Raw genomic sequence first — 22,290 nt, 5'->3', positions numbered from 1 at the left:
TAAGTCTAGTCAAACTTGGAGGTTACAGGGTACCTGAACCGGGCCCGGGAACCAGCGGAGCGGAAATCGGCCATGGCAACGACACTCGGCATCATTGAAGGATTTTACGGCCCCATGTGGACCTGGCAGGAGCGGCGGCAACTGGTTCGCACCCTGGCGCCCCATGGTTACGGATTTTATCTCTATGCCCCCAAGGCGGATGTTTTTCTGCGTCGGAAGTGGCAGCAGCCGCACCCGCCGGCGATGGCCGCGGAGCTGGCCGATTTCTCGCGCTTTTGCCGTAGCGAAGGCGTTCGTTTTGGTGTCGGCCTGAGTCCGTTCGAGGTGTTCAACCGGTTTGACGACGAGGCCAGGGCGGCGCTGGCAGAAAAACTCGCCCTGCTGGAGCGCATCGGGATAGATGAGCTGGCGATTCTGTTCGATGACATGCGGTCAGACACTCCGGACCTTGCCGGTACCCAGACGGACATTGTGCACTGGGTCCGTGACCGTACTTCAATCAAACAGCTGAGTGTCTGTCCCAGCTATTATTCCGATGATCCGGTTCTCGACCGCGTGTTCGGGGAGCGTCCGGCGGATTATCTGGAGACGCTCGGGCGCAAGCTGGACCACTCGGTGAACGTGTTCTGGACCGGAGAGGAAGTGTGTTCCCGGGAAGTGTCACCCGGCCATCTGAAACGTGTCGGAGACCTGCTTGGCCGCAAGCCGGTGCTCTGGGACAACTACCCGGTCAACGACGGCGACCGGATGTCGCAACATCTGCACCTGCGAGCCTTCACCGGGCGACCGGCGGCCAACGCGGCGCACCTTGCCGGCCATGGTATCAATCCGGCCCTGCAGCCAACGCTGACGGCCATCCCGGCTATCACGCTGGCGGAGTCCTACCGCCTGGGACCCTCCTATCAATACGGCCAGGCATTCCGCCATGTCGCCCGCGAGGTGCTGGGCAGGGAGTTGGCGGCGCAGCTGCATTCGGATTTACTGGTGCTGCAGGACGCCGGCCTGGGCCGGATCAGTGATGAAAAGCGCCAGAGCCTTCAGCACACCTACGATGCCTTTGACCACCCTGCAGCCAACGAGATTCTGCGCTGGCTGGCGGGTGAATATCAGGTGACCGATGAGATGGTGGCCACGCAGTAGGCGGTTGGCCTAGCGAAGGTAATATTCGACGGTTGAGACTACCCGGACGGTTTTTACCGGTTGTTGCTGCTCCATAATGCCCGGCGCCTGATCCCGGGCCAGAATCTGGAAAACGCCCTGATTGGCGCGTCGCAGCCCCCCGAGTTCCGCTTTTGCATCCTGGGCGAACTGGTCGGCAGCTTCCCGGGCCGATGCCGTGGCCTCGGCAATCATCTCCGGCTTGATGTCGTTGAGCCCGTTAAACACGTACGTCGGGCCGGACGGGCCGTAGTCCGAAGACAGCACCACTCCGGAGTCCACCAGTTCACTGACACCCTGGGCTGCCTGCCGGATTCGGTCGATGTCAGTACTGCGTACCATCAGCGTCTGGCTGATGATGAACTTCTGCTCTCCGTTGTTGGCCTGGTAAGGGTTGGCCCGGGTATCGGTGACATCCAGGCGCTGGAGTTCGACCGCATTCTGGTCAATGGCCTGCAGTTTGAGGAACGCCATGATCGCGTCCCGGCTGCTTCTGGCCCTTTCCTGGGCTTCACTCAGGGACGCACCGGTGGCGACAAAGCGGATCGGCCACAAGGCCAGATCGGCATTCACTTCTCGTTCAGCCACGCCTTTAACGGTCACGTAGCGGTCGCCGGTGCGCAGATCGGTCAGGCCATTGCCAATCAGGGCGGCAGAAATGATGGCACTGACGCCGAGAATCACTGAGGCAAAAAGTTTCATGGGGTGTCCCTGTATTACGTCACCGGAATGTTCCTGAAAGCATCCGGTGTCTGGCTGCTATCCTGAGGTCATGGTCAAGATTAGCGTTTCACGCCCCATGCGAAAAGGAAGGAAACATGACGGTTGTGAAAGTTGAGTGCATCAGAGGAAACATTGCTGAACAGCAGGATATGGATGTGATCGTCAATGCCGCCAACGCCGAACTTTTGCCAGGGAGTGGCGTGGCAGGCGCCATACACGGCGCCGCCGGACCGGGGCTGGCAGAGGAGTGCCGGGCTCTGGCGCCGATCAGGCCGGGGCAGGCAGTCATAAGCTCGGCTCACGAGCTGCCAAACCAGCACGTAATCCATTGTCTGGGCCCCGTTTACGGGGTCGACGAGCCATCCGACCGTTTGCTGGCTGAGTGTTTCAGAAATGCCCTGTTGCTGGCAGATCGGCATAAGCTGAGGTCCATCGCTTTTCCCGCCATCTCCACAGGGGTTTTCGGCTATCCACTGCAGGATGCGGCGGCAGTGGCCATGAAGGCGGTGTCTGACACGCTGGCGGAGCTCAACTCTGTTCGCCTTGTCCGGTTTGTGCTGTTCAGCGACGAGGACCGGAAGGTGTTTGAACAGGCTCTTGAGTTGGAATCGGGCCTGTCAGGCCGGTAGCCGGCTGTTTCAGTCACAGCTTTTGTCGGTCGAGCGGCGGAAGCGGGCTGTCATCGCCTCGCGTTCCCGCTGGGCATCCCGGAATTCGTCGGGCAGAGGCTGGATAAAGTAGATGAAATCACCCTTGGCGCGATTATTATCCAGGGGCGCTTCGTTGACCTCCGAAGGCCAGAACACCGGGCTTACGACGGCAACCGAGATTTCCGGCGCACGCTGTTTCAGAAGTGCCACGGTGCCCAGGCCGTTTTCACTGTGAAAGGTGCCAGTCACGTGCAGTACCTGGTGCTCCGGGTGCTCTGTCCGCGCCTGAAGAATACGTGTCGCCATGGTGTTGTCCCTGAGCAACTGGGCCTTGTAGGTGTTGTCCATCCGCTCGCTCATGGTGTCGTCTGCCTGGTGGCTGGCACCGATGGCCGCCATGAACTTTTCCCGGTATTCCGAGGTGTCCATGAAGGGGGTGGCGGGTAAATTCTGTCTCAAGGTGTCTGAAATACGGTCGAGATAGCCCGGGCCCTTGCGGCCAACGCAGCGGACCACGTCGGCCGGCGCATTGGACGCGATCACCGGAAGGTCGTGCCGGCGTGCAAATTCCACCAATGGCCGATAGGAGGCACGGTAATTATCCCAGGCTTCGGCGTCTTCGATCATTTCGGTTTCGCCCGTCTCTCCCCGCAGATAACGGTTCAGCTCGTCCTGATGATCCAGATTGAACTGCTCCATGCTGAGAATCTGCTCCGGCCGCAGCCGAAACAGGGCGCTCTGAAGCCGGGATTGCAGAAGGTGTGAGCCATGGTGCCCGTGGTATTCCCCGACAACCACAACATCGACGTCGGCCAGTTGCTGCGCCAGTTCTTCCGGAGTCAGCGCGGTCTTGTTTGCCGGGTTTACCAGCTTGGCATCGTACTGGGTTCGCGGTGCCGAATTCAGTGTGTCGGGGGCTTTCAATGAAGGCATGGCAGTGCATCCGTTCATAGCAGACAGAGTGGCAAACAGCAGGATTGGCGCGATAGGTTTCATCATAGTCCTTACGTAATGAACCCCGTCAGGATTTCTTTTTACGGTCTTCGCGCCAGTCCGATCCCAGTCTTTCTTCCACGTATTCCCGAATGAACTGGCGCACTTTCTGGGATGGCGTCACATCTTCCTGCTTGCACAGTTCTTCAAAGGCGGCCTTTTTCTCGGGATCGATCAGCAGCGTCAGGCGGGCAGTGCGGTTTTCCATTGAGTTCTTCTTTACCTCGGGTGGCTTTCGATTATGTTAACCGTATTAACATTGAATGCAGATACAATGAGCATATAATTAGTCGTTAAAAGTTGCAATTAACGAGTCACTCATGCCGCATCGTGCCCACCTTTTTTCTCTCCGGATGGCCCACGCATTCCGGGAAGCGTGTATTGATGAGCCCTACCGGGGCCGCCGTTTCCTGCGCGATGTGATGGCGGGTTTGACGGTGGGCATTATTGCCATACCCCTGGCCATGGCATTGGCGATCGCCAGTGGTGTTGCACCCCAGTACGGCCTCTACACCGCCATTATTGCCGGGTTTGTGATCGCATTGACCGGTGGCAGCCGGTTCAGCATCTCCGGCCCCACCGCTGCTTTCGTTGTCATTCTGTACCCTATCGCCCAGAGCTATGGGCTGGGCGGTCTGCTTTTGGCCACCTTGATGTCGGGCGTTTTGCTGATTCTGATGGCTCTGATGCGACTGGGTCGTTTTATCGAGTACATTCCAGAATCGGTTACCCTGGGATTTACCGGGGGGATCGCCGTGGTGATTGCCACCCTGCAGATCCGGGATTTTCTGGGCCTTCAGGTTAGCGATATGCCCGAGCATTATTGGGACAAGCTGGCCCTGCTGGCCGGTGCGCTGCCGGAATTTGATGGTATGAGTGCCCTGGTGGCCGGTGTCACCCTTGCCTGCATGTTGCTCTGGCCACGCCTGAAAACCCCGGTGCCCCCGCATCTGCCAGCGGTGGTGATCGGAAGCCTGCTTGCGCTCTGGTTGAATGCCCAGGGTGCTGCTATCGATACCATTGGTTCAAGGTTCAGTTATCTCCTGCCGGACGGCACCGAGGGAGCGGGTATTCCGCCGTTCTTGCCGGAATTCGCCTGGCCGTGGCAGCAGGCAGGGGCATCGGGCGAGCCCGTCGGGCTGTCATGGTCGCTGGTCCGGGATCTGCTGCCTGCAGCCTTTGCCATCGCCATGCTCGGGGCCATCGAGTCCCTCCTGTGCGCCGTGGTGCTTGATGGCATGACTGGCAAACGCCACAGCGCCAACAGCGAGCTCATGGGGCAGGGCCTTGGCAACATCATCACGCCGTTTTTCGGCGGCATTACCGCCACGGCCGCCATCGCCCGCTCGGCGGCCAACTACCGGGCCGGCGCCGAGTCGCCGGTCTCCGCAATGGTGCATTCGCTGGTCGTTCTGCTGGCGCTGGTTTCGCTGGCGGGCCTGCTGGCGTATCTTCCCATGCCGGCCATGGCCGCCCTGCTGGTGATGGTGGCCTGGAATATGAGTGAGGCCCCCAAGTCCCTGCATCTTCTGAAAACTGCGCCGCGCAGCGACATCCTGGTTTTTCTCACCTGCTTTTCACTGACGGTATTGCTCGACATGGTGATTGCCATCACCACCGGCGTCCTGTTGGCGGCGGTCCTGTTCATGCGGGAAATGGCCCAGATGACCCGGGTTACAGATATCACCCAGAGCAAACGGATTGCAGAATCCCGGCTGCCCGATGGCTGGCAGGTGTTCAAGATTAACGGACCCCTGTTTTTTGCCGCCGCGGACCGGATTTTCGGGGAGCTGGCAGTGCTCGCCCGGAACGCCCGCGGATTCATTCTGTACATGGACGGCGTGACGATTCTCGATGCCGGCGGGCTGTCCGCCCTGAACAAGCTTATTGCTACCTGTGAAAGGGACGGTACCCAGATTGTGATTGCCGATCTTCAGTTTCAGCCTTTGCGCACCCTCGCTCGTGCCGGGGTTGCGCCGATAGCTGGCGTTAGCCGCTATACTTCCTCCCTGGACGAAGCTTTGCGTCTGATCAGTTGCCCTGCGTCTGAAACTGATCGGGCTTCCGGATAAAAACGTGATTTCATCCGTTTCCGGATGGTCTACCCTGACGCGACGAAAATACTCTCTTCAAGAGGACTGCCATGCTGCCTTTCCGGCTGATCGACCGAGTCAAATTCATACTGGAACGCCAGCTCGTCAAAGGCGCGGGATTTCAGCTTCTCGTGGTCGGAGTCTTCATTGGCCTGATCTCGTTAATCGGTGGCCTGCTTGTGGTTCCCCAGGGCGGCGACTTCGAAGATCCGGGCTCGGCAATCTGGTGGGCGTTTCTTCGGTTGACCGATCCAGGTTACCTGGGTGACGACGTTGGCACCTGGCAGCGCTTTGTCTCGACCCTGCTGACTATCAGCGGCTATGTGGTGTTCATGGGCACTCTGGTGGCGATCCTGACACGGTGGTTGATCGCTAAAATGGCGGATCTTGAGAGAGGCCTTACGCCGGTTACGCTTAAGAATCATGTGGTGGTGCTGGGCTGGACCAGCCAGACCCTCCCGTTGCTCTCCGAGCTGTTGGGCTCCAGTGGCCGGGTGCGCCGTTTTCTGGAAAAGCACGATGCCCAGAAGCTCAACCTCGTGGTGTTGTCTGAAGAGGCGTCTGCAGCCCAGGTTCATGAGTTGCGCACCGAGCCTGGTATCGGGCGCCGGGCCCGCCAGATCATCCTGCGATCGGGATCCGCAATCCAGCCGGATGCCCTGCACCGAGTGGCTTGCCTGGATGCAGCGGCGGTTATCGTGCCCAGTGCCGCCCACGAAGCTGGCAGCCTGGTTACGTCGGATGTGGAGACGGTCAAGGCGCTGCTGTCCATAGCCGCGCAGGCAAGGCATTTTCAGTCCTCGTTGCCGTTTGTGGTGGCCGAGATCCAGGACGTCCGCAAACTCCCGGTGATAGAGCGGGCCTACCCCGGGGCCGTGGAGGTCGTGGCCGGCGATGCCACCATCAGTCGCCTGATGGTGCAGAACATCCTTCATCCCGGCCTGTCGGAAGTGTTCAACGAGCTGCTGACAGCCGGTGAGGGTAACGAGATCTATATCCGCGGAGGCGAGTCGCTGGCTGGCATGACGCTGGGCGAGCTGGCGGCCGCCCGGCCCGAAGTTATCGTGCTGGGGCTGCTGAAGCCGGGCAGTTCAGGATGGGACGTCCAGTTGCTGGCGCCCTCAGACTCACCCATTGCATCGGCTGATCGGGTGGTCATCATGGCCCGGGATTACTCCGAGACCGAGCCGAATCCCAAAAAGGCGCCCTTGCCGAGCTTGGTTAGAGGGCAGGCGGTACGGGTTGAGCGGCCCGTGGACCAGATGAATCATCGGGTTCTGGTGTTAGGCTGGAACCGACGCGTGCCCAGCCTGATCGCGGAGTTCCTCAGCTATGGCCACCGTCATTTTGAGGTGGATCTGGTCTCCGTGGTTCCCAAAGCCGAACGGGAACAGGCCATTGCACGCTATGTCGACAATTCGGGCCGCCTGACCTGTCGGCATATCGAGGCGGACTACATGGTGGAGGGGGAGCTCCGCCGGATAGGGCCGGCAGGCTACGATACCGTGATCCTGCTGAGCAGTGACCGGCTGGCTTCTGGTGAAGAGGCCGATGCCCGCGCGATGGTGGGCTACCTGCAGCTTGAAGACATCCTGGCCGATTTTGCCCGGAGGCCTCAACTGATCATGGAGTTGAGCGACCCCGACAACCGGCACCTGCTGGATGGGCATCAGAGCGAGATGATGATCAGCCCCATGATTCTCAGTCACGTTCTGGCGCAGGTGGCGTTGCGGCGCGAGCTTCGCATCGTGCTGGATGAACTGTTCACCGTTGGCGGTGCCGAGATCCAGTTCCGGGATCCGGCGGATTACCCTTTGCCCGCCAGTGCGACGTTTCAGGTGCTGGAAAAAACGGTGGCGGCCGAAGGTGAACTGGCACTCGGGATATTTCGGCACCGTGCCAATGAAAGCGGGCGCCACCTGCAGCTGAACCCTCCCCGCAAGGACTACCTTGAGTTACAACCGGGTGACCGGTTGGTTGTGCTTTGCATGACCTGAATGCCGGTCAGTCGATGCTGTCGAGCAGGGCCGCCATGATGTCGTCCATGACCACAAAGCCTTTGAGATCATTGTCGGCCAGCACCAGAAGGCGCTTTACCCGGTATTTGCTCATCAGGCTGGCAGCGTGTCGGACGTTCAGATTCTCGCCAACGCTGATGACAGGCTTGGCGCAGGCGTCGTAAACGTTCAGAAGGTCGATGTCGCCGTCTTCGGCAATAACCGTTTTCAAAACGTTGGTATAGGTGATCAGACCCCAGGCATCGTGCTCGCTCGTTTTCTCCACCACCAGCGATTTCACAGAGTGCTGTTTCATCTGTGACAGCGCCTCACGGATGCTGGCAAACGGAGAGATGGTCATTACATCCCGCACCATCACATCTTTGACCAGTTTCATGGCTGTTCTCCGGTTACAGTGAATCTTTCAGATGTTGTTCGAATTTTGCGACCTGGGACATGTCGATCCCGCCCAAGTGTTCCAGGGGAAGTGTGAACACCAGTCCTCTGGAATCGTTGTGGTCGGGCATGAGTATCTTCTGGATAACCTTCAGAATATCGAGCGAGAGGCCCTTCTCCAGCACCATCAGCAGAACGCTTTGGCTGCCGTCGTAGGTCAGGCCGAAGAAGGTTTTTTTCGCGGTGTTGCTGATGCCGCGGCCGGGAATCACCGTGATACCACCGGCGCCAAGGTCCCTCGCGGCATTAACGCAGTCCTGTTCCTGATCCTCTGGAACAATTGCTACCAGAACCGAAAATTTCATGAGTCTGTTTTCCTCTGCTTGGCAAGCATTTCAACAATGATGGCGTAGCCCATCACCGTCACGATCGGAAAGGTGGAGGCGAAGGCAATCAGGCCGAACCCGTCGATCAGCACGTTACGGCCTTCAATGCTGCTGGCCAGACCAATACCCAGTGCGGTTACCAGAGGTACGGTAACCTCGGAGGTGGTAACCCCGCCAAGATCGTACGCCAGTGGGATGATGTATCTCGGGGCCAGCGCGGTCAGGATGATGACCAGAATATAGCCGCCAATGATGTAATGGTGAATGGAGTCGCCACTGATGATCCGGTGGACGCCGAGGGTGATCCCGACAGCGACCCCGACCGCCACAATAATCCTGATGGCATTGCCGTTTATGGTACCGGCCGCGGCCTGTTCCGCCTGGTGTCCGATTGCGATCAACGCGGGTTCGGCCATGGTGGTGGCGAACCCGATCATGAAGGCGAAGAGATAGACAAAGACGAAGCCCTCCATGCTCATCAGTTGCCGGGCCATACTGGTGCCGATCGGGAACAGGCCGAGTTTCAGACCGACCACGAAGGCATAGAGACCGAGCACCACCAGCGCAAACCCGAACAGGATCTTGCGCGGGTTGGTCAGCCCCCGGCGCAACACCAGGTACTGGAAAAAAAGGATGGTGATAATGATCGGAAGTACATCCCGGATCATGCCGGCAAGATCGAGCAGCATCGTCAGCAGAACGGGAGTCTGATCGGCGGTTCCATTGTGTACCAGGGTTGGCACCGTGGTCGGATCGGTTGTCACACCGGAATAGACGAAAATCCCGTAAAGCTGAACGGTAATCATGGGAACCATCACCGCGAGGGCAACCAGTCCGAAGCCGTCCAACAGGGGGTTTCGACCCCGAATGGAAGCCGCGAGACCAATGCCCAGGGCGGCAATCAGGGGAACGGTGACAATGTTGGTGGTCACGCCACCGGAATCGTAGGCAAGACCAACAATCTCGGGTGGCGCGAACCAGGTAATGATCACCACCACGATGTAACCGATGATCATGAACCAGTGCAGCGGGTAACCAAATATGGTTCTGAACACGCCCAGGGCAACGACGAGGCCAACGGAAACGGCCACCAGTATCCTGAGTGTCAGGGCCTTTATCTTGCCCTCGCTGATTTCCTCCGCCTGCTGGGCCACGGCAATCAGTGCCGGCTCTGCCACCACCGCAGAAAAGCCCATTGCGAAGCCGAACGAGAGCAGAACCGGCACAGAGCCCCTGCGGGCAAACTGATTGGACAGACTTTTGCCAACCGGGAAGATGCTCAGCTCAAGGCCCTGGAGGAACAAGGCAACGCCGACAGCCACGATCAGCAGACCCGCTGCCATCGCAAACGTGTTGTCCGGCATTTGCCGGAGAATAACAAGCTGGAAGAAGACAACGACGGCGATGATAGGAAACAGGTTCTTCAGGGCATGCACAAGGGAGTGGCTGAAAGCTCGCAGGTAGAACACTGTTTGCGCCTGATGGGGTCGGGTGATGCTTGCTCACTGGTAACAGTAACAATAGCCACTTTTCCGATGTTGATCCAACTCAAGAATAAGGGGCTCTTACCATTCACCAGGAAAATGCCGAAAATAGATCATATAAATTTCAATTATAAATTTGAAACCACTAAAGTAACCATCAACGTCAGCGCTTCGCTCAAAAAGTGAGCAGGTTGTTGGCTTCGGAAGTGGCTGTACGCTTCTCCGCATCGACTTAGAAAACCAACGTAGAAAGGATTGAGACCATGCCCTACGCACAAGACGTTGACCAGATCGCTTCCCTGTTGAAGCAGCACCCGACCTGGAACGCCATCAACCCGAAGCACGCCGCTCGCATGCGCGCCCAGAACAAGTTCAAGACTGGTCTGGACATCGCCAAGTACACCGCCAAGATCATGCGCGAAGACATGGCGAACTACGACAAGGACACTTCCCAGTACACCCAGTCCCTGGGCTGCTGGCACGGCTTCATCGGTCAGCAGAAGATGCTGTCCATCAAGAAGCACTTCGGCACCACCAAGCGTCGTTACCTGTACCTGTCCGGCTGGATGGTTGCTGCACTGCGTTCCGAGTTCGGTCCGCTGCCTGACCAGTCCATGCACGAGAAGACTGCCGTATCTGGCCTGATCGAAGAGCTCTACACCTTCCTGCGTCAGGCGGATGCCTGGGAACTGAACCACCTGTTCCGTGCCCTGGAAGAAGCCGAGAATGCCGGCGACAACGCCAAGGCTGAAGAGCTGATCAAGCAGATCGACAACCACGAAACTCACGTTGTTCCGATCATCGCTGACATCGACGCTGGTTTCGGTAACGCCGAAGCGACTTACCTGCTGGCCAAGCAGATGATTGAAGCCGGTGCCTGCTGCATCCAGATCGAGAACCAGGTATCTGACGAGAAGCAGTGTGGTCACCAGGACGGCAAGGTAACTGTTCCCCACGCCGACTTCCTGTCCAAGATCAACGCCGTTCGTCTGGCGTTCCTGGAGCTGGGTGTGGACGACGGTGTTATCGTTGCCCGTACTGACTCCCTGGGCGCTGGCCTGACTCAGAAAATCGCCGTGACCAACGAGCCGGGCGATCTGGGCGACCAGTACAACAGCTTCATCGACGGTGAAGTGATCGAGAAGGCAGAAGACATCAACAACGGCGACGTTGTGATCAAGCAGAACGGTCAGCTGGTTCGTCCGAAGCGTCTGGCGTCTGGCCTGTTCCAGTTCAAGCCGGGCACTGGCGAAGACCGTGTGGTTCTGGATTGCATCACCAGCCTGCAGAACGGTGCTGACCTGCTGTGGATCGAAACCGAGAAGCCGCACGTTGGCCAGATTGCAGCCATGGTTAACCGCATCAAGGAAGTGGTTCCCGACGCCAAGCTGGTTTACAACAACAGCCCGTCCTTCAACTGGACTCTGAACTTCCGTCAGCAGGTATTCGACGCATGGAAGGAAGAAGGCAAGGACGTTTCTGCCTACGACCGCGCCAAGCTGATGAGCGAAGAGTACGACAACACCGAGCTGGGTCAGCTGGCCGACGAGTGGTGCCGTAACTTCCAGCGTGACGGTTCACGCGAAGCGGGTATCTTCCACCACCTGATCACGCTGCCGACTTACCACACCGCGGCCCTGTCTACCGACAACCTGGCCAAGGGTTACTTCGGTGACGAAGGCATGCTGGCCTACGTGGCTGGTGTACAGCGCAAGGAAATCCGTCAGGGTATCGCTACCGTTAAGCACCAGGACATGGCTGGTTCCAACATCGGTGACGACCACAAGGAGTTCTTCGCTGGTGAAGCGGCCCTGAAGGCCGGTGGTAAAGACAACACCATGAACCAGTTCGGTTAATAGAACAGTTCAGTTGTCTCTTCTGGAGTAATCCGGAAGCCACAAAAACCCCGCCTCGGCGGGGTTTTTTCGTTGAGGCGAGGATATTTGGTGTATCGCTCGTGATGTGTTCGATACTGTAACCTGAAGAGAAACAAGCTCGGTGCCAACCGGAGGGAAGGTGTTGAACACGGATCAGGCCATTGTTTTTTCGATACTGGGTATCGCCCTGGTGCTGTTCGTCTGGAACCGAATCCGGTTCGATCTGGTCGCCCTGATCGCGCTTCTTGCTGTCTCGATTGCCGGGATCGTGCCTGTGGATCAACTGTTCGACGGCTTTAGTCATCCGGCGGTTGTCACGGTGGCGGCGGTTCTGGTGATCAGCCAGGGGCTGGTCAACGGCGGTGTGGTTGACCGCCTGGCCAGGCTGCTTGGAAAGGTCGGGCACCGGCCCACGCTGCAGGTGCTGATGCTGACTTCAGTGGTGGCCCTTTGCTCGGGGTTTATCAACAACGTTGGTGCACTCGCATTGTTGATGCCGGTGGCGGTCTGGATGTCCAGGGAAGCCGGGCGGTCGCCCTCGCTGCTGCTGATGCCCCTGGCATTTGGTTCCCTGCTCGGGGGAACCATGACACTGATTGGCACGCCTCCGAACATCATCATTGCCAGTTATCGGGAAGCTGGTTCTTTCGGCATGTTTGACTTCGCACCGGTGGGCCTTGCTATTACGTTGGCAGGCATTTGCTTTATCACGCTGGTCGGGTGGCGGCTGACGCCGCGACGGGGTAAACCCGACGACGGTGGCAAGCTGTTCAGTGTGGGCGACTATGTTACCGAGCTTCGGGTGCCGGAGGATTCCTCCCACATTGGGGCGACCCTTCATGGGCTTCTGACGCGCGCGGATGCCGAGAAGGACGTCGTGGTTCTGGCGCTTATCCGGGATGACAAGCGGTCGCTGGCTCCCTCTACGTTCTCCGTCCTGCGCGGCGACGATCTGCTCCTGGTGGAAGCGGATACCGATGCCTTGCAGGACTTTCTGGACAGCACCGGGCTCGAGTTGGCGAGTGTGGAGGAAGCCTCTTCCGAGGCGTCCGATCAGGACGAAACAGAATCGGGAAAGCCGGGCGAAAAGTCCCTGTCCGAAGGCGACGTGCGTTTGATCGAAGCGGTCATCACGCCGGAATCGGGGCTGATCGGAAAAACCGCCAACAGGCTCAATCTTCGCGAGCAGAACGGTCTCAACATCGTTGCGATTGCGCGTCAGGGGCAACGGTTGCAGCGACGCCTCGGTGATATTCGTTTTCAGGCTGGCGACATCCTTCTGGTCCAGGGCGAGGAGGAAACCTTGCGTGTCACGCTTCAGGGGCTCGGCTGCCTGCCCCTGGCCGAGCGGGGTCTCCGGTTTGGCAGGGAGCGCAACTCCCTTCTGGCTGGCGGCCTTTTTATCGCCGCCATAGCATTGATTGTGGTTGGCTGGTTATCGCCCCCCGTCGCGCTGGTCGCCTGCGCCGTGGTCATGGTTCTCAGCAAGGTTCTCAGCAACCAGGAAGCCTACCGGGCGATTGACTGGCCCGTTATCGTTCTGCTGGCCGCCATGATTCCTGTCGGGCAGGCCCTCGAGACTACCGGTGGGGCAGAATTGATCGCGTCCTGGATGCTGATGCTGGGCTCTGGAGGGGATGCCTGGGTGGTTGTTACCATTGTCCTCACGGGCACAATGCTGCTGTCGAACGTTGTGAACAACGCGGCAGCGGCCATCCTGGTTGCGCCGATTGCCTTGAGTCTTTCCGGGCAGCTTGGCATTGCCGCCGATGCCATGTTGATGGCGGTGGCGGTTGGCGCCTCCTGCGCCTTTCTGACCCCGGTAGGGCATCAATCCAATGCTCTGGTTATGGAGCCCGGAGGTTATCGCTTTGGGGACTACTGGCGGCTGGGGCTGCCGCTGTCTCTCCTCGTGACCGTGGTAGCTGTGCCGGTCATTCTGGCGGTCTGGGCGTGACGCCGTTTAACCGGTCTCTGTACTCTCTGTTATGCTGTTGCTCATCTGTTTTGATGGGTGACTGGCACGATGACAGTGATTGAGCAAATCGATCTGGCAAAGTCGGAATTGCTGGAGCAGCTTGAATGGACAAGGAAGCGAACCGAGACTCTCGTGTGTTCTCTTCCCGAGACCGCGCTGGACGTTCCCTACCATCCGGGCGTCAATCCACCGCTCTGGGAAATGGGGCATGCGGCCTTCTTTTACGAAGTCTTCGTCTTCAACCTGCTGGATGGCACACCGAGCCATGATCCTGCCATGGACGACCTGTGGGATTCGTTCCACATCGAACACCGGGATCGATGGAACCGGGAGTTGTTTCCCGGGCGGCAGAAAACCCTCGACTACTTCAATCTCATCTATGACCGCGTGGCCGAGCGGATCGAGAAGCAACCGTTAACCGACCAGGCCCGTTACCTCTACCGCTACGCAATCTACCACCAGAACATGCACATCGAATCGATGATCTGGTGCCGTCAGACCGTTGGCTACCCGGCTCCGCCGGGTACTGATTTGTACCGACCGGCGCCAGGTGACTCGCATCAGGGAGACGCCTATGTTCCGGCAGGAGAGTGGCTGATCGGGATGCCGGGTGAGTCCGGGCAGTACGCCAGTGACGATTTTGCCTTCGACAATGAAAAGCCATGGTTTACCGTGAAGCTGGAATCGTTCGCAATTTCAAAATGCCTGGTCAGCAACCGGGAATTTATGGAGTTTGTGGAAGACGGTGGCTACCGGCGGCCAGAGCTCTGGTCTTTTGGCGGGCGGAAATGGCTCCAGACCGAAACCGATGTTGCCCTGGTTCACGGCAGTGACGAGCCTCTTTTACGGACGCCCCGTCACCCGCTTTACTGGCGCTGGCATGATGAGCAGTGGCAGGAGCGGGTGTTCGATCGCTGGCAGTCGCTCAATCCGGATGCACCGGTCACTCACGTGACATTCTGGGAGGCGGAGGCCTGGTGCCGTTGGGCAGGGCGTCGGCTGCCAACGGAATACGAGTGGGAAGTGGCGGCTCTGGGCAATCGCCCGGGCGAGCCATTCCGGCGTTTTCCCTGGGGCAACTCGGCGCCGACCGAACAGCTGGCGGATCTCAACGGGCGCGCCATGGCGCAGAACCCGGTGTTCGACTTTCCTGCGGGTGACAGTCCGTTCGGCTGCCGGCAGATGACTGGCACGGTCTGGGAGTGGACCGGCGATCAGTTCCTGCCCTACGACGGTTTCAAAGTGGATATGTACCCTTTCATGTCCACCCTGCAGTTCGGTGATCACAAAGTCACCAAGGGGGGCAGTTGTGCAACGTCATCCTGCCTTATCCGGGGTACCTATCGGCAGGCCTATCTCCCGCTTCGGAACGACGTATACACTGGTTTTCGAACCTGCGCGCTCGAAAAGCCCTGAACGTCGACTGTAATCGCCGATACAGTTAATCAGATTTGCCGACAACCAGGGATGGTTTGGCGGGCTTTTTATCGATCAGATGACTGGCAAGGGCCACGCCGGTTTCACTCATGGTCAGGTAGGCTTCATCGGCCCCGGCTTCCCGGATCTGTTTCGCCTCATCTTCATACATGGTGTGGGCCACGATAAAACCCTTGAAACCCAGTTTGCGCAGCATTCGGGCGGCGATCAGTTTGCCTTCTATGTCACCCATTGCCAGGATCACCGACTGCACTGCAGGCATGTGCAACCCGTTCCAGAAGGACGCATCCTCGGCATCAGCAAAAACCACGTTGCGACCTTCTTTCTGGTGTTGACTGGCTTTCGCAGGGTCGGAATCCAGCCCCATCAGTTTGGGCTGATCCTCGCAGAGCCAGTCGTAGGCTGCGGTCCCTGTCCGCCCCATGCCCATGATCAGGACGCGGGTATCCCCGAGGGAAATCGGTTGTTCATCGGGATGATGTTTGCTGCCTTCAAAGCGGCTGAGATCTTGGGAGTAACGTTCATAAAGGCCGTGCGCAAACCGGTTGATCGGGGCAGAAACCAGGAACGACAGAGACACCGAAATTGCCAGAGGTACCAACCACTCCGGCAAGGCAACGCTTGCCACAATCAGGCCGAATTCGCTGTAGTTGGTCAGTGCCAGGGCGCTCAGGAAGCCGCTGCGGGCCCGTAAACGGAAGGCCAGCAGCAGGAAGAAGAACAGGATGCCTTTCAGTGGCAGCACCAGCCCCGCAATGATTGCGAAAATGAGCGCATCCCCGTCGGGCAGACCGCCAATGCCAATCTGTAGGAAGAAACCCACCAGGAACACTTCCTTGACGCTCCAGAGCGACTTGGAGAGTTCCTGCGACCGGGGGTGATTGGCCAGCATGGCACCGAAAACCAGGGCTCCGAGCTCCGAGCTGAGGCCGACGGCCTCAAAGCCAAGCCCGCCGACAACGAGTGCCAGAAGCAGTCCCAGGAGCACCAGCAGTTCGTCGTGGCCGCTGGCATCGAGCAACCGGAACAGCAGCGGGCGAAGCAGGGGAAGTCCGAATACAATCAGGGCCCATTCGGAGGGCGTTTTACCAGCGGCCAGGCTCATGACAACCAGGGCGATCAGATCCTGCATGATCAGGATGCCGATGGCGACCCGGCCATGGAACGCCCGCAGTTCCCGTTTGGATTCAAGAACCTTGGCGGCCAGCACCGTGCTCGAGAATGACAAGGCGATGGCCAGCATCAGCGCGGTCGACCAATCGAGGTCCATCAGCAGGTAGACACCGGGGGTAAATACCGCGCAGGTGATGCCAAAGTGCAGAAGGCTGCCGCCAATCACTTCCGGACTGACGATGGATCGGAGCTTCAGCTTGAGCCCCACGGTGAACAGCAGGAGGAGTACGCCAAGGTGCGCGATGTGCTGGAGAACGTCGGTCGCCTCAATCACGACGCCGGTCGCCTCGGCAATGCCACTTAGCACGAAGCCGGCAGCCAGATAGCCAACAAGAGGGGGGAGGCCAACGAGCTTGACCAGCAGGCCAAGGCCGAAGGCAAAGGTAATCCAGATCGCTTCAGGCATGGGATATCAGTTCAGACGTCGAAAGCACAATGGTTGCTAGGCTACCCTGTTTTGCTGTGCCCTTGTAGTCGCTGAAGGTGGAATGCTGCCGTATCTCTTGGTTGAGGCTCACCTGACCCGTTGGTCGAGGAACGCCCGGAACAGCTCTGCGGATTCTTCAGGGGCCTCCACCATTGGAGCGTGGCCGATGCCCTCCATCAGTTCCAGCCTGGCATCCGGGATTGCTGCGGCGAACACCTCGCCGTTCTTGTAGTTGATCACCCGGTCTTCCTTACCCCAGATGATCAGAACCGGGGCCTGGATACGGGTAATGGCATTGCGAAAGCCCGACTCGAAGCCGGCATCACGAATGGCTGCAAAAATGACTTCGTTGACGTCCCGGTTGGCGATGGCGCGCTCCTCCATCACACCCATGATCGGCCAGGGCACGAAAGGCTTTTTCTCCAGCGCAAAATCCATGAGTCGTTCAAAATCACCAGGCTGCTTCGGGATCAGGGGATTGTCGCCATCCATCACCAGATCTACCAGTTCGCTCTCGTATTCCAGAATGCCGGCCGGATCGAACAATACCGCTGACTTGACTCTTTCCGGGTAACTGGCCGCGTACAGAGCGGTAATTGCTCCACCCATGGAGTTGCCCATGATGTGGGCGTTTCCGACCGACAGCGTCTCCATAATCCGGGCAACGTAGCCGGCCTGGTCTTCCAGGCGGTAGCCGATGTCCAGCGGTTTGCTACTCTCGCCATGCCCCGGCAAATCGATCGCGTAGACGTTGAAGTCGTCGGTCAGGTGGCCGGCCAGGCGGGTCCAGTTGTCCTTGTTGGCCCCGAAGCCATGGATCATCACGATGGTGTCGCCATCAACCGCCTGATGATTTCTCAGATAGGCGATCTCGAGGTCATCAACCATCACGGTATCCGCTTCCAGGCCGGCGGAGGACCGCTCAAGCCCGATGGCTGTCTCGTAAATGCCCTGGCGTGAGCAGGCGCTCAGAAGCAGTGAGGCAGTCAGAATGAAAACAAGGTTCAGTGATAGAGAGCGTTGCATCTGGGGCTCCTGTCGGGCGGCTCATCGGCATCCGTTGCGAGGCGTTTACATTACTCCATAAAAAAGCCCGGTCAATGACCGGGCTGCGTTTTCGAGGACTGGTTCAGGCCAGGCGTCAGGACTGCTCCCGGGCAATGGCACGGAAAGCGATGTCCTTGCGGTAGAACGCGCCATCCCACTGGATCCTGGAGGCCAGCTCGTAGGCCCGTTTCTGGGCTTCGGTAACGGTATTGCCAAGCGCCGTGGCGCAGAGCACCCGACCGCCGTTGGTAACCACCTGGTCACCGTTGAGACGGGTGCCGGCGTGAAACACTTTCTCGCCTTCGGTCTCGGTGTCCGGCAGGCCGGAAATGGCGTCGCCCTTGTTATAGCTGCCCGGGTAACCACCGGCAGCCAGCACGATACCGACGGAAGCTCGGTCATCCCATTCGGAATCGCACTGGTCGAGCTTGCCGTCGATGGCCGCGTCGCAGAGTTCTACAAGGTCCGACTTCATCCGCAGCATGATCGGTTGCGTTTCCGGGTCGCCAAAACGGCAGTTGAACTCGATCACTTTGGGCGTGCCGCTGTTGTCAATCATCAGGCCGGCGTAGAGGAAACCCTTGTAGGGATGGCCCTCGGCCGCCATGCCGCGCACGGTCGGATAGATTACTTCATCCATGATGCGCTGATGAACATCTGCGGTCACCACCGGGGCCGGCGAGTAGGCGCCCATGCCACCGGTATTGAGACCGGTGTCGCCGTCGCCCACGCGTTTGTGATCCTGGGAGGTGGCCATGGCCAGAACGTTCTCGCCGTCCACCATCACGATAAAGCTGGCTTCTTCGCCTTCCAGAAACTCTTCGATGACGACACGGCTGCCGGCATCACCAAACGCGTTCCCGGCCAGCATGTCGCGGATTGCATCTTCGGCTTCTTCCAGGGTCATCGCAACGATCACGCCTTTGCCGGCAGCCAGGCCATCGGCTTTGACGACGATTGGAGCGCCCTGCTGGCGAACATAGGCCAGGGCTTCGTCCACATCAGTGAAGTTGCCGTAGCCGGCTGTCGGGATTTTGTGGCGCGCCAGAAAATCCTTGGTGAAAGCCTTGGAGCCCTCAAGCTGGGCAGCGCCGGCACTCGGGCCGAAAACCCTCAGGCCACGCTGCTCAAATTTGTCGACTATGCCTGCAACCAGCGGAGCTTCCGGGCCGACGATGGTAAGCCCAACGTGGTTGGTGGCGGCGAAGTTGGCGAGGCCGTCCAGGTCCATCACGTCGATGTCGACATTTTCCAGGCCGGTTTCCCGTGCCGTGCCGGCATTGCCAGGCGCCACAAAAACACGGTCTGCCTTGGGGGATTGCGCGGCTTTCCAGGCCAGGGCGTGTTCGCGGCCGCCGGAGCCAATAACGAGAATATTCATGGTGATAACCCCTCAGTGCCGGAAGTGGCGCATGCCGGTGAAGACCATCGCGATGCCGTGTTCGTTGGCCGCATCAATCACTTCCTGATCGCGCATGGAGCCACCAGGCTGGATGACAGCGGTGATACCAGCCGCCGCCGCAGCGTCAATGCCGTCGCGGAACGGGAAGAAGGCATCGGACGCCATGACCGATCCTTTCACTTCCAGGCCCTCGTCGGCGGCCTTGATACCGGCAATCTTCGCGCTGTAAACACGGCTCATCTGGCCAGCGCCGACGCCGATGGTGCGGCCCGCCTTGGCGTAGACAATGGCGTTGGATTTGACGTATTTGGCCACTTCCCAGGCAAACAACAGGTCGTTGAGTTCCTGCTCGGAGGGCTGGCGCTCGGTGACCACCTTGACGTCCTCCATGGCCACCATGCCCAGGTCCCGGTCCTGAACGAGCAGACCACCGGTCACACGCTTGTAATCCATGGAGCGGGCACGGTCGCCGTCAAACTCGCCGCACGCAAGCAGACGCACGTTCTTCTTGGCGGCTACCAGTTCCACTGCTTCCGGAGCAACGGTAGGCGCGATGATCACTTCCACAAACTGGCGATCAATGATGGCTTTGGCAGTTTCCGCATCCAGCTCACGGTTGAAAGCGATGATGCCACCAAAAGCCGATGTGGGGTCCGTGGCGAACGCCAGGTCGTAGGCCTGACGGATATCGGCGCCGATCGCCACACCACAGGGATTGGCATGTTTGACGATCACGCAGGCCGGATCCGCGAAAGGCTTCACGCATTCCAGGGCGGCATCGGTATCGGCCACGTTGTTGTAGCTGAGCTCCTTGCCCTGAAGCTGTTTGGCCGTGGCCACGCAGGCTTCCTTGGGGTTGCGCTCGGCGTAGAATGCGGCGCGCTGATGCGGGTTTTCGCCATAACGCATGTCCTGGACCTTCACGTACTGGGCGTTGAAGGTGCGCGGGAAATCAGCGTTGTCGTTATCCGGCGTGCGGCCGCCCAGATAGTTGGCGATGGCGCCATCGTAGCCAGCGGTGTGCTCAAACGCTTTTACGGCCAGATCGAACCGGGTGCTGTAGCTCAGTTGGCCATCATTGGCCTCCAGTTCTTTCAGGACCCGGCTGTAATCACTGGCGTTGACCACAATGGCGACGTCGTTGTGGTTCTTGGCAGCAGCGCGAACCATGGTCGGACCACCGATATCAATGTTCTCGATGGCGGTCGCCAGATCACAGTCCGGCTTTGCCACGGTCTCCTCGAAGGGGTAGAGATTGACCACAACCATATCGATAGGGCTAATGCCATGCTCGGACATCACCGCATCGTCAGTGCCCCGGCGCCCGAGAATCCCGCCATGGATCTTCGGGTGCAGGGTTTTTACCCGGCCATCCATCATCTCGGGAAAGCCGGTGTAGTCGGAGACTTCGGTTACCGGGATGCTGTTTTCTTTCAGGAGACGGTAGGTGCCACCGGTGGAGAGCAGCTCGACGCCGCGTTCGGTCAGGGCACGGCCGAAATCGACGATGCCGGTTTTATCACTCACGCTGATCAGGGCGCGACGGACGGAGGTGTTAGCCTGGTTTGCCATGGGTCACTTTCTTCGCTGGAGATGAACGAATAAGGGCCTCGCGAATGGTGTCCGGGAGGCCCTCTTCAAATCAGGGTGTCTGGATTATAGCAGACCGTACTGCTTCAGCTTCTTGCGCAGGGTCCCGCGGTTCAGGCCCAGCATGGTGGAGGCCTTGGTCTGGTTGTTGCGGGTGTATTTCATCACCTGTTCAAGCAACGGAGCTTCCACTTCGGAAAGCACCAGCTGGTAGACCTCGGTCACCGGAGCGCCGTCCAGTTGGGCGAAGTAGTTTTTCAGGGCAACCTCAACGCTGTCGCGCAGGGTGACGGTGTTGCCGCTGTTGTTCACCGTCTGCAACTGATGGATATCATCGTTGGCCGGGGTGCTCAGGTTGTCGTTTGCCAAAGTCTCAGCGCTCATGCTGCGAATACCTCTCCATTTCGTAAGCCTGCAAAATACCGTTGAATCGTGTCTCTCTGCTCCAGCGCATCGTCGATCGCGTTGAAGCGTTTGCGGAACTGTTTACCCGGATCGTGGGACTGCAGGTACCAGCCCACGTGTTTTCTGGCAATACGCACGCCCATGGTCTCACCATAGAAAGCATGCAACGCCTGGAGATGCTCGGTCAGAATTTCCTCGACCTCATCAAGCTCCGGTGCGGCCATGTGGCTACCGGTTTCCAGGAAATGCCGGATTTCCCGGAAAATCCAGGGGCTGCCCTGGGCAGCGCGGCCAATCAGCAGGCCGTCGGCGCCGGTATGGCGAAGGACGTCCCGGGCTTTTTCAGGCGATGTAACATCCCCGTTGGCAAACACCGGAATGCTGATGCGGGATTTCACATCGGCGATGGTGTCGTACTCGGCATTGCCCTCGTATTTGTCCGCACGGGTCCGACCGTGAATGGCCACTGCCTGAATGCCGGCATCCTCCGCCATTCGGGCAATAACCAGTGCATTGCGGTTGTCCCGGTCCCATCCGGTTCGCATCTTGAGGGTGACTGGGACATCAACCGCCTGAACCACCGACTCCAGAATGTCGCGAACCAGGGCTTCATCTTTCATCAGGGCGGAACCGGCGGCCTTGTTACAGACCTTCTTGGCCGGGCAGCCCATATTAATGTCGATGATCTGGGCGCCGAATTCCGCATTCTGACGGGCGGCATCGGCCAGCATTTGCGGATCGCCGCCGGCAATCTGCACCGAGCGGGGCTCAGGCTCGCCTTCATGGTTCAGGCGGGTCTGTGATTTGCGCGTATGCCAGAGTTTGCTGTCCGCTATGACCATCTCCGACACCGCCAGACCCGCGCCCAACCTCCGGCACAAAAGACGGAAAGGGCGGTCTGTCACGCCAGCCATGGGCGCAACAATCAAGGGGTTGGGCAAAGTGTACGGCCCGATTTTTGCCGTTGGCAGCATGATCTGAGTCCGTGTCACAGCGGGTTAAGCAAAGGTCGGGCTGAGCGGTTGTTCAATAAGTAACCGATCCAGCATCCGAAGGGCGGTAATGATACCGCCG

Annotated in this window: 19 protein-coding genes; 7 read left to right on the top strand and 12 right to left on the bottom strand. The window is 59.0% G+C overall.

Features of this window, described 5'->3' with window-relative positions:
- Window positions 1-72: 72 nt before the first annotated feature.
- Window positions 73-1,140 (top strand): beta-N-acetylglucosaminidase domain-containing protein, encoded by a 1,068-nt coding sequence (locus HP15_RS16085; protein WP_041645662.1) that lies wholly within the window; start codon window positions 73-75, stop codon window positions 1,138-1,140.
- A gap of 9 nt (window positions 1,141-1,149) precedes the next feature.
- On the opposite strand, the gene HP15_RS16080 is transcribed toward HP15_RS16085, so the two are convergent.
- A complete protein-coding gene (locus HP15_RS16080; RefSeq protein WP_014578449.1) occupies window positions 1,150-1,860 on the bottom strand; it encodes an SIMPL domain-containing protein in 711 nt (236 codons plus the stop codon).
- A 116-nt stretch (window positions 1,861-1,976) separates the two neighbouring features.
- Between HP15_RS16080 and HP15_RS16075 the strand changes: the two genes are divergently transcribed.
- The gene (locus HP15_RS16075; RefSeq protein WP_014578448.1) at window positions 1,977-2,510 is read left to right on the top strand and encodes a macro domain-containing protein; all 534 of its coding nucleotides are present in this window, start codon (window positions 1,977-1,979) and stop codon (window positions 2,508-2,510) included.
- A gap of 9 nt (window positions 2,511-2,519) precedes the next feature.
- On the opposite strand, the gene HP15_RS16070 is transcribed toward HP15_RS16075, so the two are convergent.
- The gene (locus HP15_RS16070) at window positions 2,520-3,464 is read right to left on the bottom strand and encodes a ChaN family lipoprotein (protein WP_041646386.1); all 945 of its coding nucleotides are present in this window, start codon (window positions 3,462-3,464) and stop codon (window positions 2,520-2,522) included.
- 88 nt (window positions 3,465-3,552) lie between these two features.
- Complete coding sequence (locus HP15_RS16065; protein ID WP_008173301.1) at window positions 3,553-3,732, bottom strand: hypothetical protein; 180 nt, start codon at window positions 3,730-3,732, stop codon at window positions 3,553-3,555.
- A 112-nt stretch (window positions 3,733-3,844) separates the two neighbouring features.
- On the opposite strand from HP15_RS16065, the gene dauA reads away from it, so the two are divergent.
- Together dauA and HP15_RS16055 are read left to right on the top strand one after the other, a co-directional pair.
- Window positions 3,845-5,596 (top strand): C4-dicarboxylic acid transporter DauA, encoded by a 1,752-nt coding sequence (gene dauA / locus HP15_RS16060; protein WP_041645661.1) that lies wholly within the window; start codon window positions 3,845-3,847, stop codon window positions 5,594-5,596.
- Window positions 5,597-5,667: 71 nt separating this feature from the next.
- Window positions 5,668-7,614 carry a CASTOR/POLLUX-related putative ion channel gene (locus tag HP15_RS16055; RefSeq protein ID WP_014578445.1) on the top strand — a complete coding sequence of 649 codons (1,947 nt, stop codon included), beginning with the start codon at window positions 5,668-5,670 and terminating at the stop codon, window positions 7,612-7,614.
- Between the two features lie 7 nt (window positions 7,615-7,621).
- Here the strand turns inward: HP15_RS16055 and HP15_RS16050 are convergent, their stop codons facing one another.
- Genes HP15_RS16050 through HP15_RS16040 form a run of 3 tightly spaced genes read right to left on the bottom strand, consistent with a single transcriptional unit; the run spans window position 7,622 to window position 9,865 of the window.
- On the bottom strand, window positions 7,622-8,011 hold the full coding sequence (locus tag HP15_RS16050; RefSeq protein ID WP_014578444.1) for a CBS domain-containing protein: 390 nt from the start codon (window positions 8,009-8,011) through the stop codon (window positions 7,622-7,624).
- Between the two features lie 13 nt (window positions 8,012-8,024).
- Complete coding sequence (locus tag HP15_RS16045) at window positions 8,025-8,375, bottom strand: hypothetical protein (protein WP_014578443.1); 351 nt, start codon at window positions 8,373-8,375, stop codon at window positions 8,025-8,027.
- Window positions 8,372-9,865 (bottom strand): DUF1538 domain-containing protein, encoded by a 1,494-nt coding sequence (locus HP15_RS16040; protein WP_041645658.1) that lies wholly within the window; start codon window positions 9,863-9,865, stop codon window positions 8,372-8,374. Before HP15_RS16040 ends, HP15_RS16045 begins: the two co-directional genes overlap by 4 nt.
- Window positions 9,866-10,143: 278 nt before the next feature.
- Between HP15_RS16040 and HP15_RS16035 the strand changes: the two genes are divergently transcribed.
- The 3 genes from HP15_RS16035 to senA all read left to right on the top strand — a co-directional run bounded on the left by HP15_RS16035 (window position 10,144) and on the right by senA (window position 15,151).
- Window positions 10,144-11,736 carry an isocitrate lyase gene (locus tag HP15_RS16035; protein ID WP_014578440.1) on the top strand — a complete coding sequence of 531 codons (1,593 nt, stop codon included), beginning with the start codon at window positions 10,144-10,146 and terminating at the stop codon, window positions 11,734-11,736.
- Window positions 11,737-11,899: 163 nt separating this feature from the next.
- Window positions 11,900-13,714, top strand: coding sequence for an SLC13 family permease (locus HP15_RS16030; RefSeq protein WP_081449876.1), 1,815 nt, complete (start codon window positions 11,900-11,902; stop codon window positions 13,712-13,714).
- Between the two features lie 69 nt (window positions 13,715-13,783).
- A complete protein-coding gene (gene senA, locus HP15_RS16025; RefSeq protein ID WP_169702177.1) occupies window positions 13,784-15,151 on the top strand; it encodes a selenoneine synthase SenA in 1,368 nt (455 codons plus the stop codon).
- A 25-nt stretch (window positions 15,152-15,176) separates the two neighbouring features.
- On the opposite strand, the gene HP15_RS16020 is transcribed toward senA, so the two are convergent.
- From HP15_RS16020 to dusB, 6 genes are all read right to left on the bottom strand, one after another.
- Entirely contained in the window at window positions 15,177-16,751 is a 1,575-nt protein-coding gene (locus HP15_RS16020; protein WP_014578437.1) for a cation:proton antiporter family protein, read from the bottom strand.
- A gap of 108 nt (window positions 16,752-16,859) precedes the next feature.
- Complete coding sequence (locus tag HP15_RS16015; protein WP_014578435.1) at window positions 16,860-17,798, bottom strand: alpha/beta fold hydrolase; 939 nt, start codon at window positions 17,796-17,798, stop codon at window positions 16,860-16,862.
- A gap of 115 nt (window positions 17,799-17,913) precedes the next feature.
- On the bottom strand, window positions 17,914-19,200 hold the full coding sequence (gene purD, locus HP15_RS16010; RefSeq protein WP_014578434.1) for a phosphoribosylamine--glycine ligase: 1,287 nt from the start codon (window positions 19,198-19,200) through the stop codon (window positions 17,914-17,916).
- Between the two features lie 12 nt (window positions 19,201-19,212).
- Window positions 19,213-20,793, bottom strand: a complete 1,581-nt coding sequence (purH, locus tag HP15_RS16005; RefSeq protein WP_014578433.1) for a bifunctional phosphoribosylaminoimidazolecarboxamide formyltransferase/IMP cyclohydrolase — start codon at window positions 20,791-20,793, stop codon at window positions 19,213-19,215.
- A gap of 84 nt (window positions 20,794-20,877) precedes the next feature.
- Window positions 20,878-21,195, bottom strand: a complete 318-nt coding sequence (fis, locus tag HP15_RS16000) for a DNA-binding transcriptional regulator Fis (RefSeq protein WP_014578432.1) — start codon at window positions 21,193-21,195, stop codon at window positions 20,878-20,880.
- Window positions 21,192-22,190, bottom strand: a complete 999-nt coding sequence (dusB, locus tag HP15_RS15995; RefSeq protein ID WP_014578431.1) for a tRNA dihydrouridine synthase DusB — start codon at window positions 22,188-22,190, stop codon at window positions 21,192-21,194. Before dusB ends, fis begins: the two co-directional genes overlap by 4 nt.
- Window positions 22,191-22,290: the final 100 nt, after the last annotated feature.

This window comes from Marinobacter adhaerens HP15, from assembly GCF_000166295.1.
Taxonomy (GTDB): Bacteria; Pseudomonadota; Gammaproteobacteria; order Pseudomonadales; family Oleiphilaceae; genus Marinobacter; species Marinobacter adhaerens.
The sequence above is the reverse complement of the archived record's forward strand: the minus strand, read 5'-3'. Positions and strand labels throughout refer to the sequence as shown.